This window comes from Herbaspirillum sp. CF444, from assembly GCF_000282135.1.
Classification (GTDB): domain Bacteria; phylum Pseudomonadota; class Gammaproteobacteria; order Burkholderiales; family Burkholderiaceae_D; genus Herbaspirillum.
Window position 1 is genome coordinate 24,353 of sequence record NZ_AKJW01000021.1, and the last position, 17,354, is coordinate 41,706.

A 17,354-nucleotide genomic window follows, 5' to 3' on the forward strand; every position below is an offset into this window, starting at 1 on the left:
AGTCGTTCGTCGGGCGCTTTGATTGAGCCTGATAAGCCAGATTAAGTCGTTCCCGAAGTTGGCGGGCATTCCCTTTTGATTCAATTTAATAATTAAGCCGGATCGCAACGCATGCTTGTTTCTCTATTCAAAAAACTCGGTTTGACATTCTCGCTGAACGACCCTCAATGGGGGCGCGGTTCGCAAGACGACAACAACCGTCAAAATCAGAATAACGGCGGTAATGGCAACAAGAAGCCGGAAGACGGTCCTCCGGATCTCGACCAGCTCTGGCGCGATTTCAACCAGCGCGTGAGCCGCCTGTTCGGCAAACGCGGCGGTGGCGGCTCCGACAACGGCGACGGCAATTTCAATCGCGGCGACATCAAGGGCGCGGGCATCGGTGTCGGCGTCATCGCGGTGATCGTCGCCTTCCTCTGGCTGGCCAGCGGTTTCTTCATCGTGCAGGAAGGCCAGACCGCAGTCGTCATGACCTTCGGCAAGTACAGTCACACCACGCTGCCAGGCTTCAACTGGCGTTGGCCGTATCCGGTGCAAAGCCACGAAATCGTCAACGTTTCTCAAGTACGTACGGCTGAAATCGGCTATCGCAGCAATGCCAAGAACAAGCAACTCAAAGAAGCGCTGATGCTGACCGATGATGAAAACATCATCGACATCCAGTTCGCCGTGCAATACAAACTCAAGAACGCCGCCGAATGGCTGTTCAACAACCGCGATCAGGACGAAACCGTGCGCCAGGTTGCTGAAACCGCCATTCGCGAAATCGTCGGCCGCAGCAAGATGGACTTCGTTCTCTACGAAGGCCGTGAAAAGGTGGCGCTCGACGTCGGCCAGCTGATGCAACAGATTCTGGACCGCTACAAGTCCGGCGTGCAGATCACTAACGTCACCATGCAGGGCGTACAGCCGCCGGAGCAGGTGCAGGCTGCATTCGATGACGCCGTCAAGGCCGGTCAGGACCGCGAGCGCCAGAAGAACGAAGGTCAGGCTTACGCCAACGACGTGATTCCTAAGGCCAGCGGTGCGGCATCGCGCTTGCTGGAAGAGGCTGAAGCCTATCGTTCGCGCATCGTCGCCAACGCCGAGGGCGATGCAGCGCGTTTCAAGCAGGTTCTGGACGAATACCAGAAAGCCCCGGCCGTCACGCGCGATCGCATGTATCTGGAAACCATGCAGCAGATCTTCACCAATACGACCAAGGTCATGGTGGACGCCAAGAGCGGCAACAACCTGCTGTATCTGCCATTGGATAAACTGATCCAGCAAACAGACAACGCCAACGTCGCCAAGCCGGCGACCGCACCGGCTGCCTCAGCGGCGCCAACACTTCCAGGAAACGATACAGTGTATCCAGTCGATGTTCAGCGCGATTCCCGCAATCGGGATGCGCGCGATTCCCGTGATCGTGAGGTGCGCTGATGAGCCGCCTGATTACCAGCGTTATTGCCGTCATCGTTGCCCTCTGGCTGCTGTCTTCGACCATTTTCGTCGTCGAGCAACGCCAGTCGGCCATCGTGTTTGCCCTCGGCGAGGTCAAGCAGGTCGTGACCGAGCCGGGCCTGCACTTCAAACTGCCGCCGCCTTTCCAGAACGTGATTTACCTCGACAAGCGCATCCAGACCCTGGATACGCCTGACGCCGACCGTTTCATCACGGCCGAGAAGAAAAACGTGCTGGTCGACTCCTTCGTCAAATGGCGTATCGTCGATCCGCGTCTGTACTTCATCAGCTTCGGCGGTGACGACCGTCGCGCCCAGGATCGTCTGTCGCAGATCGTCAAGGCTGCCCTGAATGAAGAAATCACCAAGCGCACCGTGCGCGAAGTGATCTCCGGCGAACGCGGCAAGGTGATGGATGCGATTCAGCGCAAGGTAGCCCTCGAGGCCAAGCAGATCGGCGCCGAGATTATCGATGTGCGTCTGCGCCGTGTCGACTATGTCGACCAGATCAATAATTCGGTCTACGACCGCATGAAGTCCGAACGCGCTCGCGTCGCCAATGAATTGCGTTCCACCGGCGCCGCCGAGTCGGAAAAGATTCGCGCCGATGCAGATCGTCAGCGCGTGGTCATCCTGGCCGAAGCGTATCGCGATGCCGAAAAGATTCGCGGCGCCGGCGATGCCAAGGCTTCCCAGATTTATGCCCAGGCGTTCGGGCAGAATCCCGAGTTTTACAAGTTCTACCGCAGTCTTGAGGCGTACCGCGCCAGTTTCAAGAACCGGCATGACTTGATGGTGGTGGATCCCAATTCCGAGTTCTTCAAATATTTCAAGGGTGTGGGAGGCATCAGCACCAAGAAATAAGGCAAGACCGAGAGCAAGATCGTAATATGTGGGTTTGGGATGGTATTGGACTGATGCTGCTTGTTGAGGGCATCTTTCCATTTTGTAGCCCGCATATTTGTTTCCCTGATTGAATGCGATTTTTACAAGGCATGCACGTCATTTGACGTGTGTGCCTTGCCGCGTGTAAGAAGGGCGTGGCTCAGGCAGGTTTTACGCACGTTGTTAAACATATTTTTCTGATTGATTCGTTTTATGCCGAACTGGCTTCTTCCCGAAAACATCGCCGATGTCTTGCCGTCCGAAGCGCGCAAGATTGAGGAATTGCGTCGTCGCATGCTCGACAATTTCCGCCTGTACGGCTACGAAATGGTCATGCCGCCGCTGCTCGAATATCTTGAGTCCCTGCTGACAGGCGCCGGGCAGGATACCGACCTGCGCACTTTCAAGCTGGTCGACCAGCTGTCGGGGCGCACGCTGGGTGTGCGCGCCGACATGACCACGCAAGTAGCGCGCATCGATGCGCATCTGCTCAATCGTGACTCCGTGACTCGCCTGTGCTATGCCGGCAGCGTGCTGCATACGCGTCCTTCCGGCCTGCATGCGACGCGCGAGCCGCTGCAGATCGGCGCCGAGATCTACGGTCACGCCGGCCTGGAAGCCGATGCGGAGATCCAGGAACTGGCGTTGGCCTCACTGGCGCTGGCCGGCATCGCCAAGGTGCGTCTGGATTTGTGCCACGTCGGCGTGTTGCGCGCGATCATCGCCAATGACGACAAGGCCGGCAAGCAGGCGGCGCAGTTGTTCGGATTGCTGGAAGCCAAGGATATTCCCGGCTTGCAAGTGTTGACCAAAGATTATCAGCCGGTCACGCGCGACGCCTTGCTGGCGCTGCCGGGGTTATACGGCGACAGCGAAGTCATCGAACGCGCGCGCAAAGCCTTGCCGTCGTTGCCGGGCATTGCGCAGGCGCTGGACGAGTTGACGGCGCTGGCGCAACTGGCCGGTGAAGCCAACGTCACCATCGACCTGGCGGATTTGCGCGGCTATCACTATCACAGCGGCGTGATGTTTGCGGCCTATGTGCCGGGCCTGCCCAATGCGGTGGTGCGCGGCGGCCGTTACGACCACGTCGGCGAAGCATTCGGACGGGCTCGTCCGGCCACCGGTTTTTCCATGGATTTGCGCGAACTGGCACGTCTGATGCCCGGCGCGGAAAGAAAACGTGCAATTCGTGCGCCATGGGGTACCGAGGCCGGTTTGCGTGAGAAAATAGCGGAATTGCGTCGGGCCGGGGAAATCGTGATTCAGAGCCTCCCCGGACACGAAAACGACCAGGACGAGTTCGACTGCGACCGCGCAGTGGAACTCAGCAATGGAAATTGGATTATCAAAAACTTAGGTTAAGCCATGTTACAGAAAAGCAATGCAAAGAACGTCGTCGTCATTGGTACCCAGTGGGGCGATGAAGGTAAGGGTAAGATCGTCGATTGGCTGACCGATCACGCGCAAGGCGTGGTGCGTTTCCAGGGCGGCCACAACGCCGGCCACACGTTGGTCATCGGTGGTCAGAAGACCGCCCTGCAACTGATTCCGTCGGGCATCATGCGTCCTGGCGTGGCTTGCTATATCGGCAATGGCGTGGTCCTGTCCGTGCCTGACCTGCTGCGCGAAATCGACAAGCTGGAAGCTGCCGGCGTCGAAGTCGCCTCGCGCCTGAAAGTGTCCGAAGCCTGTCCGCTGATCCTGCCTTACCACGTTGCCCTGGACGTCGCGCGCGAAGCCGCCCGCGGCGCTGCCAAGATCGGCACCACCGGCAAAGGCATCGGCCCGGCCTACGAAGACAAGGTCGCCCGTCGCGCCATCCGTGTCGCCGATCTGCTCAACGAGAAGCGCTTTGCGGAAAAACTGCTGGAAAACCTGGACTACCACAACTTCGTCCTGACCCAATACCTGAAGACCCAGCCGGTCGATTACCAAAAGACATTGGACGACGCGCTGGCCAACGTGCCGCGCCTGAAGCCGATGGTTGCCGACGTCTCCAACGACCTGCACATCGCCAACCAAAAGGGCGCCAACCTGCTGTTCGAAGGCGCGCAAGGCAGCTTGCTGGACGTCGACCACGGTACTTACCCGTTCGTGACCTCGAGCAACTGCGTGGCCGGCAATGCCGCCGCCGGCGCCGGCGTCGGTCCCGACATGCTGCATTACATCATGGGCATCACCAAGGCTTACACCACCCGTGTCGGCTCCGGTCCGTTCCCGGCAGAACTGCCGACCGACGCAGGCGTCGGCAAGCACCTGGCCTCCGTCGGCCACGAGTTCGGCACTGTGACTGGCCGCGCACGCCGCTGCGGCTGGTTCGATGCCGCGCTGCTGAAGCGCTCGGTGCAGATCAACGGCGTGTCCGGCATGTGCCTGACCAAGCTCGACGTGCTGGACGGCCTTGAGTCGCTCAAGCTGTGCACCGGGTACACCCTCAACGGCAAGATCGTGGACATCTTCCCGGTCGGTGCTGAAGAAGCCGCCGCCTGCCAGCCGATCTACGAAGAAATGCCGGGCTGGAAAGAATCGACCGTCGGCGTACAATCGCTGGATGGTCTGCCGTCCAATGCACGCGCCTACATCAAGCGCATCGAAGAACTGGTCGGCGTGCCGATCGACATGATCTCCACCGGTCCTGACCGCGAAGAAACCATCGTCTTGCGCCATCCATTCAAGTAATCAGGCAATCCAGTAATCTGGAGTAAGCGGCGAACAAGCTGTTGTTCGCCGTTCTCACAAGAAAAGCAATTCCGTAAGACGAGTACTCAAAAATGAAAATATCCGACGATAAAGACCTGTGGGTCTCCTGGGATGACTACAACCGCAGCATCGAAAAACTGGCCCTGAAGGTCTACGAATCGGGTTGGCAATTCGATCAGGTCCTGTGTCTGGCGCGTGGCGGCCTGCGTCCCGGCGACGTGTTCTCGCGCATCTTCGACGTGCCGCTGGCGATCCTGTCGACCAGTTCCTACCGCGAAGCCGCCGGCACCATTCGCAGCAGCCTGGACATCGCCAAGTACATCACCATCACCAAGGGCAGCCTGTCGGGCCGCGTCCTGCTGGTGGACGACCTGGTCGATTCCGGCGTGACCCTGCAAAAGGTCCAGATGCACCTCAAGGAACACTATCCGGCCGTGACCGAGATCAAATCGGCCGTGCTGTGGTGGAAGGCATGCTCCATCGTCGAACCGGACTACCACCTCGACTACCTGCCGACCAATCCGTGGATTCATCAGCCGTTCGAAGACTACGACGGCCTTGGTCCGCATCAGCTGGCGGCATGGATCAAGAAGGGCGAGTCGAAGTAATTAATTCATCGTTCTGCAGGACCAAACAAAAAGAGCTTACGCATTTACGTAAGCTCTTTTTTATGCCCGCAATCTCAGGGAATCACCTTGCGGCGGCGGAAGTCGTCAAAGATGGCCATGAACATCGCCTCGGTCTCGACATATTCGTGAAAGCCGGAACGCCGCGCCTTGGAGCCGTCGCCGAACATGTCGTAGTCCCATGAAAAGACGAAGTCGCTGAATTCCCACGACGACAAGTCGGCAAAGCTGTGCGGCGCCAGGTCGTGTTTTTCGGCGATCCGTTGCCACACCTCGGCCTTGTCGGCCATGACCGTGCTCAGCGACAACGGTAGCGGCGGCGCCACCTCCAGATCGAAGTAGCGCGCGATCTTCGGCCACATTTCGCTCCAGCGGAACAGGTCGCCGTTGCCGATGTTGAAGGCCTGATTGCCGCAACGCGGATCGGTTGCTGCCCACACCGTGGCTTTCGCCAGCAGGCCGGCGTCGGTCATCTCCACCAGCTTGTCGTAGGCGCCCGGTTTGCCGGGAAAGCGCAGCGGCAGGCCGAGTTCTTTCGATACCGAGGCATACACCGCAATCGCCAACGCCAGGTTCATCGGGTTGCCCAGCGCAAAGCCGCCGACCACCGCCGGCCGGATGCCGGACCAGGTCCACGACTTGCCTTGCCGGCGTTGCTCCAGATAAGTCTGCTGGTCGAACATGAATTCCGGCGGCATGAAATGCGCATCGGTTTCGCGTGCCGGCGTCTTGAACGGACCGAGATGGCCGCCGTACACCTTGTAGCCCTGCATCAGGCTGACGTGCTGCAAGTCGCCAGCTGCGGCCTCGACGCTTTCCAGCGTGTTGACCAGCATCGCCAGGTTCGGCGCCACCAGTCCGGCCCAGGTCGGACGATGCTGGTAGGCCGCGTAAAAGATGTGGGTGACTTGTCTCAGCCCGCCCAGTTTCGCGCGGGCGTCGTCTTTGTCGAGCAGATCGACGGCGATATGCTGCACGCGCTCGTCCGACTCGCCGCCGCGGCGCGACAGGCCGATGATGCTCCAGTCTGCCAGGCCGCGCAGATGATCGATCAGATTGCGGCCGATGACGCCTTGGGCGCCGACTACCAGAGCTGTTTTTTGCATATTCATGGCGGATTCCTGATGCTGCGTTGGCGTGAGATCCTGAATTAGCAAGCTTCGTTGGCGGTCTTCAGCGAAACGGCAGGAACGGCTTTGCGATCCAGCTTCCAGCTGATCAGCGCGACAACCAGACCGCCTGCGGTGATCAATGCGGCAACCATCGATACCGAATGCAGACCGGGACCGTGATCGATGGTGACGCCGCCCAGCCATGCGCCCAGGGCGTTGCCCAGGTTGAAGGCGGCGATGTTGACCGACGACGCCAGGTTCGGCGCGCCGGTAGCTTTCTCAAGCACGCGCATTTGCAGCGGCGGCACGGTGGCGAAGGCGGCGGCGCCCAGCAAACCGACGGTGATCACGGCAGCCAGCTTGTAATGGCTGGTGAACGAAAACAGCACCAGTACGCCGGCCAGTAACACCAGGCTCACCACCAGTGTCGGCATCAGATACTTGTCGGCGAATTTGCCGCCCAGCAAATTGCCGCCCACCAGGCCCACGCCGAACAGCAAGAGGATCGGCGACACGGCGCCCGGCTGGAAGCCGGTAATGTCGGTCAGGATAGGCGCAATATAGGTGAATGCCGCAAATACGCCGCCGAAGCCCAGCACGGTCATCAACAGGCCCAGCAGCACTTGCGGGCGACCCAGCACGCGCAGTTCGCTGCTGAAGTCGGCATCCTGCTTGTCATCCGAACGCGGCACCAGCCAGGCCGTTGCCAGCAAGGCCACGACGCCGATGGCGCTCACCGCCCAGAAGGTCGAACGCCAGCCGTAGGCTTGGCCCAGCCAGGTGCCGAAAGGCACGCCCAGCACGTTGGCCACGGTCAGGCCGGTGAACATCAGCGCAATGGCGGAAGCCTGCTTCTCCTTGGCGACCAGACCGGTGGCGACCACCGAGCCGACGCCGAAGAAGGCGCCGTGCGAGAACGAGGCGATGATGCGAGAAATCATCAGGGTCGTGTAGTCCGGCGCGATCGCACAGCCGACGTTGCCGATGACGAACAGCACCATCAGGCTGACCAGCAAGGTCTTGCGCGGCAGTTTGCCGGTGGTGGCGGTGACCAGCGGGGCGCCGACGAACACGCCTAGCGCGTAGCCGGTGACCAGCAGGCCGGCCGAGGATAAGGTCGTGCCCAGATTGGCGGCAACTTCGGGCAACAGGCCCATGATGACGAATTCGGTGGTTCCTATCGCAAATGCGCTGATGGCCAGCGCCCATAAAGCAATCGGCATGATTCAACTCCCAGTAGTAGTTTGTTTGACGTATGCCATTGTGACGGCTATCTTTGTTGAGAAAAATACCGTTAAAATCAAAAAATATTTGAATTGGAGTCAATAATGACCATGCAATCGGATGAAATGCGCGTTTTCATCGCCGTTGTCGAGGCCGGCAGCCTGAGCGCGGCGGCCGAGGTGTTGGAACAGACGACGTCGGGCATCAGCCGCGCCCTGACGCGATTGGAAGAAAAACTCGGCACCAGCCTGCTTACGCGCACGACGCGGCGCATGGAGCTGACGGAGGAAGGACAGGTATTCCTGGCGCAGGCGCGCGACATTATCTCCGCCATGGAGCGCGCCGAAGAGTCGATTCGCATCCGCAGCCAGAAGCCGGTCGGCAAGCTGCGCGTGGATGCCTCGGCGCCGTTCATGCTGCACTGTATCGTGCCGCACGTCGCCGCCTTTCGCGAAGCCTATCCCGACATCGAGCTGGATCTGACCACCAACGACCGCTTCATCGATCTGGTCGAGCAGCGCACCGACATTGCGATCCGCATCGGCGAGCTGCAGGATTCGACGCTGCACGCCAAGCCCTTGACCTCGGCGCGGCTGCAATTGCTGGCTAGTCCGGACTACCTGCGACGCCACGGCACGCCCAAGACGGTCAAGGATCTCGACAACCATCAGCTGATCGGATTTACCCAACCCGAAGGATTGAATCATTGGCCGCTGCAGCACGAAGACGGCGACCGCTATCCGATCAAGCCGGCATTCCGCGCTTCCAGCGGCGAGACGATCCGCCATCTGGCGCTCCACGGGCAAGGCATCGCCTGCCTGTCCAATTTCATGTCGGATGCCGATGTGGCGGAAGGGCGCCTGGTGCGCGTGCTGGAAAAATCACACACGGCATTTCGCCAGAAGATCCATGCTGTGTATTATCGGAATACGCAAATTTCGAGACGCATTAGTTGTTTTCTTGATTTTTTGCAGTGCAAGCTGTGAAGCCGGTACAGGACAAAGAACCATTCGAATCACAATCTGTCTTGATCGTGTCACAAGGCTTCGTCACCATGACGCGTCGCCAAAGAACTGATTAAAAAAGATAACGGAGCAAGCATGCCTCTGATTTTCCGGACCCTACGCTGGAACCCGACACTGAAACTGGCAGCGGCGCTGGCGGCAGCCAGTTTGTCGTTGCCGGCAACCGCAGCCGGCGTCGTCGGCTTTTCGCCGCAAGGCGACGTTGCCCAGATCCGCCAGGCGCGCGCGACGTTTTCCGAGCCGCTGGTCAAGTTCGGCGATCCCAAGGCGGCAGCACCTTTCGATATCAACTGCGCGGTGGCAGGCACTTCGCGCTGGGCCGACGGCAAGAACTGGATCTACGACTTCGAGCGCGATCTGCCGCCCGGTACGCGTTGTTCGTTTACCCTGAAACCGGGCGTCAAGGCGGTGTCCGGAGCAGCACTTACCGGCAAGAGCGTGTTCCAGTTCAACACCGGCGGACCTGCCGTCGTACGGCATATGCCGGAAGGGAACGAGATCGAGGAAGAGCAAGCCTTCATCCTGTTCCAGAACGGCGCGGCAAATCAGGACAGCGTGCGAGATCATGTGTATTGCGAGGCGGAAGGCATCCACGAACGCATTCCGGTCAAGTTTGTTCCTGAAGCGACACGCAAAGCTTTGCTGCAGGAATTCGCCAAGAAAATCGACCCGTCGCTGGTCTCCATCGTGCAGTGCCAGCAACGCCTGCCCAACGATGCCGCCGTCAAGCTGACCTGGGACAAGGGCATCGCCACGCTCAACGGCATTGCCACGACGATACCGCAGACCTTCAAATTCAAGGTGCGCAAGGAGTTCACCGCCAGCCTCAGTTGCGAGCGCGAGAACGCCAACGCTGCGTGCTCGCCGATCCTGCCGGTGACGATGTCGTTCTCGTCCGCCGTGCCGCGCAAGCTGGCCGAGGCGGTGGAGCTCAAGAGCAGCAACGGCAAGCTCAAGCCCTTCTTCGAGAAGAACAATACGGATGAGCTGGTCTACAACCTGACCTTCAAACCGCCGTTCCCGGAGAACGGCGAATTCACCGTCAACCTGCCATCCGGCTTCAAGGATGAAAGCGGCCGCGCGCTCAGCAACGCGTCCGCATTTCCGCTGAAGTCGCGCACCGCCGGCTATCCGCCGCTGGCGAAATTCCCGGCGGCGCCGTTCGGCATCATCGAATTGAATGCCGACGCCACCTTGCCGGTGACCTTGCGCCGCGTCGAAGCGAACCTGATGGTGCGCGGCGCCGACGGTACCGCGCTGCCGGGCAAGGTCGCCAATCTCAAGGTCGATGGCGACAAGGGCGTGATCGCGTGGCTGACGCGACTCAATCGTTTTCATGAACGCTGGGGCGACACCACGGGCAAGACGCCCGACACGCGCGCCATCGGCTTGCTGGCCAAAGAGCCTGGCGTGAAGACGCTGAATTTGCCGGCGCTGGCGGACGCCAAGGACGGCGAGCGGCCGTTTGAAGTGGTCGGCATTCCCCTGAAGGATCCGGGCTTCTATGTGGTCGAGCTGGAGTCGCAAAAACTTGGCGCGTCCCTGCTCGGCAAACCGGCGCCGATGTATGTGCGCACCAGCACGCTGGTGACCAATCTGTCGGTGCACGTCAAGCTCGGGCGCGAGAACAATGCGGTGTGGGTGACGACGCTCGACACGGCCAGGCCGGTGGCGGATGCCGACGTGCGCATCTCCAATTGCCGTGGCGACGAGCTGTGGCGCGGCAAGACCAATGCGATCGGCGTGGCGATGATCGCCAAGCCGATCGAAGACATCTGCGCCAGCCGTCAGAACGAAGACGGCGCCATCAATGGCCTGTTCGTCAGCGCGCGCAAGACCGACGAGAAGGGGCGCGCCGACATGGCGTTTGCACTGACCTCGTGGAATGACGGTATCGAATCGTGGCGCTTCAATCTGCCGACCGATCGTTCCCCGGCTGCCAATGCCCGGGCGCATACCGTCTTTGATCGCACTTTGTTCCGCGCCGGCGAGACGGTGTCGATGAAGCATGAGTTCCGGCTGGAGAGCATGAACGGTTTCGCGCTGGCCGGCAAAGACAAGCTGCCCACGCGCGTGCGCATCATTCATCAGGGCAGCGGACAGGAGTTCCAGTTTCCGCTGAAGTGGCGCAATCAGAAAAATGCCGAGACCGTCTTTGCGATTCCGAAGGAAGCCAAACTCGGCACTTATGACGTCATGCTCGACAGCGGCGCGGCGAAAGGCGGCAGCAGTGACGGCAGCGACGGCAATAACGATAGCGACGCCGAAGAAGGCGGTTCTGCACAGGGCAGCTACAGTACCGGCAGTTTCCGCGTGGAGGAATTCCGCCTGCCCTTGATGCAGGGCCGCATCACGCCGGTGATCGCCAACAAGGGCGCCGGCCTGGTGGCGCCGAAGGAGGTGCCGCTCGACGTCCAGCTCAACTACATCAATGGCGGCGGCGCTTCGGGGCAATCGGTGCGCATCACCAGCCTGATGCGCGCGAAGCCGGTCAGTTTTTCGGGTTATGACGGCTATACCTTCAATGCCGGCAACTACGGCAACGAGGACGGCAATGCCGACAGCGACGATCAGAAAATCGTCGCCGACAAACTGCCGGTGACGCTGGATAAAAACGGCGCAGGCCGCACCACGGTCAAGTCCATGCCTGTCATCAAGACGCCGCGCGAATTGTTGACCGAGATGACCTACAGCGATCCGAACGGCGAGATCCAGACCATCTCCAACGTCACGGCGGTATGGCCCTCGGCAGTCGTCATCGGCATCAAGGGCGGCGACTGGGTTTCGGTGAAAAAGAAGCTGGCCCTGAGCATGGTCGTGCTCAACGCGGCAGGTCAGCCGCAAGCCGACGTACCCGTCGAAATCACGGCCCAGAGCCAGCAAACCAATTCGCATCGCAAGCGCATGGTCGGCGGTTTCTATGCCTATGAAAACACGCGTTCGTCGCAAAACCTCGGCACCCTGTGTTCGGGCAAGTCCGACAAGCATGGCGTGCTGATTTGCGACGTGTCGCTGTCGGAAGCAGGCAATGTCGAGCTGACCGCGACGGCCAAGGACGGCAACGGCAACGCCTCGTTCGCCCGGACCTCGGTATGGGTGACGCGCCAGGGCGAGTTGTGGTTCGACGGGGAGAATCAGGATCGCATCGACATTCTCCCCGAGAAGAAGACCTATCAGCCCGGCGAGACCGCCAAGTTCCAGGTGCGCATGCCGTTCCGCTATGCGACTGCTTTGGTGGCGGTGGAGCGCGAAGGCGTGATCGAAACGCAGGTCGTGCAACTGAACGGCCAGGACCCGACCATCAGCCTGCCGGTCAAGGGCGGCTTTGCACCGAACGTCTACGTCTCGGTGCTGGCCGTGCGCGGCCGCATGCGCGAAGTGCCTTGGTATTCCTTCTTCACCTGGGGCTGGAAAGAGCCGATCAACTGGTGGCACGAGTTCAAGGAATACCAAGCGCCCGGCACCATGGTCGATCTGGCCAAGCCGGCCTACAAATTCGGCGTCGCCGAGATTGCGGTCGGCAGCGGCGCGCATCTGCTGAAAGTCGCGGTGACGGCGGACAAGCCGACCTATCCGATCCGCTCGACCGCCAAGGTCAGCGTGCAGGTCACGCTGCCCGACGGCAAGCCTGCCGCGGGCGCCGAGATCGCGCTGGCGGCGGTAGATGAAGCCTTGCTGGAACTGCAACCCAACACCAGTTGGAATCTGCTCTCCGCCATGTTGCAGCGGCGCAGCTACGGCATCGACACGTCGACCGCGCAAATGCAGGTCATCGGTAAACGCCACTACGGCAAGAAGGCTACGCCGGCCGGAGGTGGCGGCGGCAAATCGCCGACCCGTGAACTGTTCGACACCTTGCTGTTGTGGAAGCCGTACGTGGTGCTCGACGCCAACGGCAGGGCGCAGATCGACGTGCCGCTCAACGACGCGCTGACGGCCTTCCGCATCGTTGCGGTGGCGGAGAGCGGCGCCGGCCTGTTCGGTACCGGCTCGGCCAGCATCCGCTCGTCGCAGGACGTGCAGGTCATCTCCGGCCTGCCGCCGCTGGTGCGCGAAGGCGATCAGTTCAACGCCATGGTCACCGTGCGCAACACCACCACGCGCGCCATGCAGCTTCGCCTGAACGCGAAAGCGACGGGCACGGCCCTGGCTCCGGCTGCGACGATTGCCTTGCAGGACAAGGACGTCGCCATTCCTGCCGGCGAAGCGCGTGAAGTCATGTGGCCGGTGACCGTGCCGGCGGACATCTCGCAACTGAACTGGGAAATCGGCGCGCAGGAGCAATCCGTATCGTCAGCATCGGCGGCAAAGGACGCCATCAAATTCGTCCAGCGCGTCTTGCCGGCGATACCGGTGACGGTGCAGCAGGCGACGCTGTTCCAGCTCGACAAGACATCGTCGATGAGCGTGGCGCAACCGGCCGACAGTTTGCCGGGACGCGGCGGTCTGAATATTTCGCTCAAGCCGAGTCTGGCCGGCGGCAGCGAAGGCATCCGCAAATACTTCGCCGACTATCCGTTCTCATGCCTTGAGCAGCGTACTTCCAAGGCCATCGGCTTGCGTGACGACGCTCTGTGGCAGAAGATCGTTACCGACTTGCCGACCTATCTCGATGCCGACGGCCTGGCATATTACTTCCCGCCGAGCGAATCCAATGCGCGGCGCGGTAGCGATACCCTGACGGCCTATCTGCTGGCGGCATCGAACGAAGCAGCCTACGCCTTGCCGGTGCAGAGCCGCGACAAGATGCTGGACGGTCTGGCGGCGTTTGTCGACGGCAAGCTCACGCGCGACTTCTGGTCGCCGAAAAAGGACCTCGACGTGCGCAAGCTGGCGGCGCTGGAAGCCTTGTCGCGCTATCACCGCGTGCAGCCATCCATGCTCGGTTCGATTCAGATCAATCCGAATCTGTGGCCGACCTCGGCGGTGCTCGACTGGATCGCCATCTTGCAGCGCGTGACGACGATTCCCGAGCGCGACAAGCGTCTGGCGGAAGCCGATCAGATCATCCGCTCGCGCCTGAACTATCAGGGCACGCGCATGGGCTTCTCGGACGAGGCGAGCGACTACTGGTGGTGGCTGATGGCCGGCGGCGACAGCAACGCCAATCGCCTTGTGCTGACCATGCTGAACAATCCGGCCTGGCGCGAAGACATGCCCAAGCTGATCAGCGGCGCCATCCAGCGTCAGCAGCGCGGCCATTGGAGCACCACGACCGCGAATGTCTGGGGCAGCCTGGCGCTGGAAAAATTCAGCCGTGCGTTCGAAGCCGAAAAGGTGGGCGGTACTACGCGCATCGCGTCCGATGCGGGCAGCAACGCTTATGCGTGGAGCGGTGCGGGCGTCGCCGGGGGCAAAGTACAGATTCCTTGGGGAACGTCCGCGCCGGGTACGCTGAAGTTCACGCAGGAGGGCAGCGGCAAGCCGTGGATCACCGTGCAGAGCCTGGCCGCAGTGTCGTTGAAAGCGCCATTCTCCAGCGGCTACCGCATCACCAAGACGATCGTTGCCGTCGAGCAGAAGCAGAAGGGCGTCTACAGCCGCGGCGACGTCTTGCGCGTGACGCTGGATATCGACGCGCAGACCGACATGACCTGGGTGGTGCTGAACGATCCGATTCCGGGCGGCTCCAGCTTGCTGGGTTCCGGTCTGGCGCGCGACTCCGCCATCACGCGCAGCGGCGAGGACGATGGCCGCTCGCGCAGCAGTGCGTGGCTGGCGTATGAAGAGCGCAGCTTCGAAGGCTATCGCGCCTATTACGAGCGCATGCCGAAAGGGCGTTCCAGCATTTCCTACACGGTGCGGCTGAACAACGCCGGCGAATTCAGCCTGCCGCCGACGCGGGTCGAGGCGATGTACGCGCCGGAGATGTTCGGCGAGATTCCGAATGCAAAGGTGAGCATCAAGGCGCCGTGATGAACGAGAATCTGCGACGACATATCGCGGCGATACTGTTTGCCGCGTCGACGGCGCTCCTAACGGGAGCGCCGGGTGTCGCGCATGCCGTCCCAAGTTTTATCGAAGTGCAGCAGTCGTTCCGCTCGTCGGACGCCGCGATGTACGACCGTCATGGCGAATTGATCCAGCAACTGCGGCTTAATCCCAATGAACGTCGCCTGTCCTGGATTGCTTTGGAGGATGTGTCGCCGGCCTTGCGCAACGCGCTGATTGCTTCCGAAGACCGGCGCTTTTATCGGCACAGCGGTGTCGACTGGAACGCCGTGGCGGCGTCGGCATGGGGCAACCTGTGGAACACCAAAACGCGCGGCGCCTCGACCATCACGATGCAACTGGCGGGTTTGATCTATGACGATCTGCGCCGCAAGTCGTCGGCGCGGTCGATGACGCAAAAGGTGTCGCAGGTCTTCATCGCGCAGTCGCTGGAGCGCAACTGGCGCAAGGATCAGATTCTGGAGGCCTATCTGAATCTGGTCAGTTTCCGCGGCGAGCTGGTCGGCGTGCATGCCTTGTCGCGCGTGCTGTTCGGCAAGCATCCCAGCGGCCTGAATCAGAGCGAGGCGGCCATCGCCGTAGCATTGATTCGCGCGCCCAACGCCAAACCGGCGAAGGTCTCGGAGCGCGCCTGTTCCATCCTGAAAGAGCAGGGCGCGCCGCAGGAATGCAATGGCTTGCAGGGGCGCACGGAACTGGTGCTGGCGCGCGCCACGGCCAAGGGGGAGCTCAGCGGCGCCGCGACCGCGCAGCAGCTTGCACCGCATCTGGGGCGCAAGCTGCTCAAGGATGCGGGCAAGCCCGTGTATTCAACCCTCGATGCAGCGACGCAGCGTTTTGCCGGCGATGCCTTGCGCCGCCAGTTGTCGGCGCTGGTGGATCGCAATATTGAAGACGGCGCGGTGGTCGTGATCGACAACGCCAGCGGCGATGTCCTGGCCTGGGTGGGATCGAGTGGCTCGCTGTCCGGCGCGGCGCAGGTCGATGGCGTGCAGGCCTTGCGCCAGGCCGGTTCGACCCTGAAACCGTTTCTGTATGAAATGGCGATCGAGAAAAAATGGCTGACGGCGGCATCGCTGCTCGACGATTCGCCGGTCAATCTGGCGACTTCCGCCGGCCTCTATATTCCGCAGAATTATGACCGGCAATTCAAGGGACTGGTGAGTCTGCGTACCGCGCTGGGATCGTCGCTCAATATCCCTGCCGTGCGCACGCTGGTGATGGTGACGCCGGAACGTTTCTTCCGGCGCTTGCAGACGCTCGGTTTCAATCTGCGCGAGTCGGGCGATTATTACGGCTACAGCCTTGCGCTGGGCAGCGCCGATATCAGCCTGTTGTCGCTGACCAATGCCTATCGCGCGCTGGCGAACCAGGGGCGTTACAGCGGCGTGCGTACCGCAATGACCGATCCGCGCGCGACCTATCAACAGGCGATGGACGGCGGCGCCTCTTTCATCGTCGGCGACATCTTGTCCGACCGCAGTGCGAGGGCGCGGACTTTCGGTCTGGAGAATGCCTTGTCGACGCGCATCTGGACGGCAGTCAAAACCGGCACCTCGAAGGACATGCGCGACAACTGGTGTGTCGGATTCTCGTCGCGCTATACCGTCGGCGTCTGGGTCGGCAATGCATCCGGCGCACCGATGTGGGATGTGTCGGGCGTCACGGGCGCGGCGCCGGTCTGGCAGGAGGTGATGCAGTATCTGCACCGTCAATCCGGTTCACAGGAACCGGCCAAACCGGCATCGGTGATTGCACAGCCGGTGCAGTTTGAAAATCAGCTGGAAGCGGCGCGTACCGAATACTTCCTGCCTGACACCAGCCAGCGCATGCTCCATGTGGCGAAGTCGGGCGAGATCGCGCCGATGATCACCTACCCGACGCCGGGCATGCTGGTGGCGATCGATCCCGATATTCCGCCGACGCATCAACGTTTGCGCTTCACCGCGCAAGGTGCGAAGCAGGGCGTGTGGCTGCTTGATGGGAAACCGTTGAAAGCGGCAGGTAAAAAATCCGCAGACCTGGGCTACGATTGGATGCCTTGGCCGGGCAAGCACAAACTGGTTTTGCAGGATGGGAACGGCGCGGTGCTTGATCAGTTGCGGTTTGAGGTGCGTGGCGCGCTGGTGCGGCCGCCTGAAGGCAAACCTCTGAAGAGCAAGGTGAGTTTGTCGGCGAGATAGAAAGCGGTCCCCAAAACGCAAAAGGCCGGTTGATTTTCATCAACCGGCCTTTTATGTTTTGGTGCCCACGGAGGGAGCTCGGTCACGTGCCGCGCCCCCGTTTGGCCTTGCAAGGCCAAACTTTCGAGTCCCACCCGCAAGGCGCGCAGGCGCCTTGCTCGTGGCCCCCAAAACGCAAAAGGTCGGTTGATTTTCATCAACC

10 protein-coding genes are annotated in these 17,354 nt (G+C 61.1%); 8 read left to right on the plus strand and 2 right to left on the minus strand.

Annotated elements, in window-relative coordinates:
• The first annotated feature begins 111 nt into the window (after positions 1-111).
• The 5 genes from hflK (at position 112) to PMI16_RS05610 (ending at position 5,638) form a co-directional block, all read left to right on the plus strand.
• Positions 112-1,422 carry an FtsH protease activity modulator HflK gene (hflK, locus tag PMI16_RS05590; protein ID WP_007877289.1) on the plus strand — a complete coding sequence of 437 codons (1,311 nt, stop codon included), beginning with the start codon at positions 112-114 and terminating at the stop codon, positions 1,420-1,422.
• Positions 1,422-2,306, plus strand: a complete 885-nt coding sequence (hflC, locus tag PMI16_RS05595) for a protease modulator HflC (RefSeq protein WP_007877290.1) — start codon at positions 1,422-1,424, stop codon at positions 2,304-2,306. The genes hflK and hflC overlap by 1 nt, the downstream gene beginning before the upstream one ends.
• 234 nt (positions 2,307-2,540) lie before the next feature.
• On the plus strand, positions 2,541-3,692 hold the full coding sequence (locus PMI16_RS05600) for an ATP phosphoribosyltransferase regulatory subunit (protein ID WP_007877291.1): 1,152 nt from the start codon (positions 2,541-2,543) through the stop codon (positions 3,690-3,692).
• A 3-nt stretch (positions 3,693-3,695) separates the two neighbouring features.
• On the plus strand, positions 3,696-5,009 hold the full coding sequence (locus PMI16_RS05605) for an adenylosuccinate synthase (RefSeq protein WP_007877292.1): 1,314 nt from the start codon (positions 3,696-3,698) through the stop codon (positions 5,007-5,009).
• 92 nt (positions 5,010-5,101) lie between these two features.
• Positions 5,102-5,638: a phosphoribosyltransferase gene (locus PMI16_RS05610; protein ID WP_007877294.1), complete on the plus strand. Its 537-nt coding sequence runs from the start codon at positions 5,102-5,104 to the stop codon at positions 5,636-5,638.
• Positions 5,639-5,712: 74 nt separating this feature from the next.
• Here PMI16_RS05610 and PMI16_RS05615 read toward each other — a convergent pair whose 3' ends face one another.
• On the minus strand, positions 5,713-6,768 hold the full coding sequence (locus tag PMI16_RS05615) for an SDR family oxidoreductase (protein WP_007877297.1): 1,056 nt from the start codon (positions 6,766-6,768) through the stop codon (positions 5,713-5,715).
• Positions 6,769-6,806: 38 nt separating this feature from the next.
• Positions 6,807-7,991 (minus strand): MFS transporter, encoded by a 1,185-nt coding sequence (locus tag PMI16_RS05620; protein WP_007877301.1) that lies wholly within the window; start codon positions 7,989-7,991, stop codon positions 6,807-6,809.
• Between the two features lie 105 nt (positions 7,992-8,096).
• Between PMI16_RS05620 and PMI16_RS05625 the strand changes: the two genes are divergently transcribed.
• The 3 genes from PMI16_RS05625 (at position 8,097) to pbpC (ending at position 17,152) form a co-directional block, all read left to right on the plus strand.
• Positions 8,097-8,978 (plus strand): LysR family transcriptional regulator, encoded by an 882-nt coding sequence (locus PMI16_RS05625; protein ID WP_007877303.1) that lies wholly within the window; start codon positions 8,097-8,099, stop codon positions 8,976-8,978.
• Between the two features lie 114 nt (positions 8,979-9,092).
• Positions 9,093-14,933, plus strand: a complete 5,841-nt coding sequence (locus tag PMI16_RS05630) for an MG2 domain-containing protein (RefSeq protein WP_007877308.1) — start codon at positions 9,093-9,095, stop codon at positions 14,931-14,933.
• Positions 14,933-17,152, plus strand: a complete 2,220-nt coding sequence (gene pbpC, locus PMI16_RS05635) for a penicillin-binding protein 1C (RefSeq protein WP_007877309.1) — start codon at positions 14,933-14,935, stop codon at positions 17,150-17,152. Before PMI16_RS05630 ends, pbpC begins: the two co-directional genes overlap by 1 nt.
• The last annotated feature ends 202 nt before the right edge of the window (positions 17,153-17,354 follow it).

Coding starts and splice junctions, on each gene's coding strand:
- hflC (WP_007877290.1), top strand. CDS start 1,422: ATGAGCCGCCTGATTACCAGCGTTATTGCCGTCATCGTTGCCCTCTGG.
- PMI16_RS05615 (WP_007877297.1), bottom strand. CDS start 6,768: ATGAATATGCAAAAAACAGCTCTGGTAGTCGGCGCCCAAGGCGTCATC.
- PMI16_RS05600 (WP_007877291.1), top strand. CDS start 2,541: ATGCCGAACTGGCTTCTTCCCGAAAACATCGCCGATGTCTTGCCGTCC.
- PMI16_RS05625 (WP_007877303.1), top strand. CDS start 8,097: ATGACCATGCAATCGGATGAAATGCGCGTTTTCATCGCCGTTGTCGAG.
- hflK (WP_007877289.1), top strand. CDS start 112: ATGCTTGTTTCTCTATTCAAAAAACTCGGTTTGACATTCTCGCTGAAC.
- pbpC (WP_007877309.1), top strand. CDS start 14,933: ATGAACGAGAATCTGCGACGACATATCGCGGCGATACTGTTTGCCGCG.
- PMI16_RS05630 (WP_007877308.1), top strand. CDS start 9,093: ATGCCTCTGATTTTCCGGACCCTACGCTGGAACCCGACACTGAAACTG.
- PMI16_RS05610 (WP_007877294.1), top strand. CDS start 5,102: ATGAAAATATCCGACGATAAAGACCTGTGGGTCTCCTGGGATGACTAC.
- PMI16_RS05605 (WP_007877292.1), top strand. CDS start 3,696: ATGTTACAGAAAAGCAATGCAAAGAACGTCGTCGTCATTGGTACCCAG.
- PMI16_RS05620 (WP_007877301.1), bottom strand. CDS start 7,991: ATGCCGATTGCTTTATGGGCGCTGGCCATCAGCGCATTTGCGATAGGA.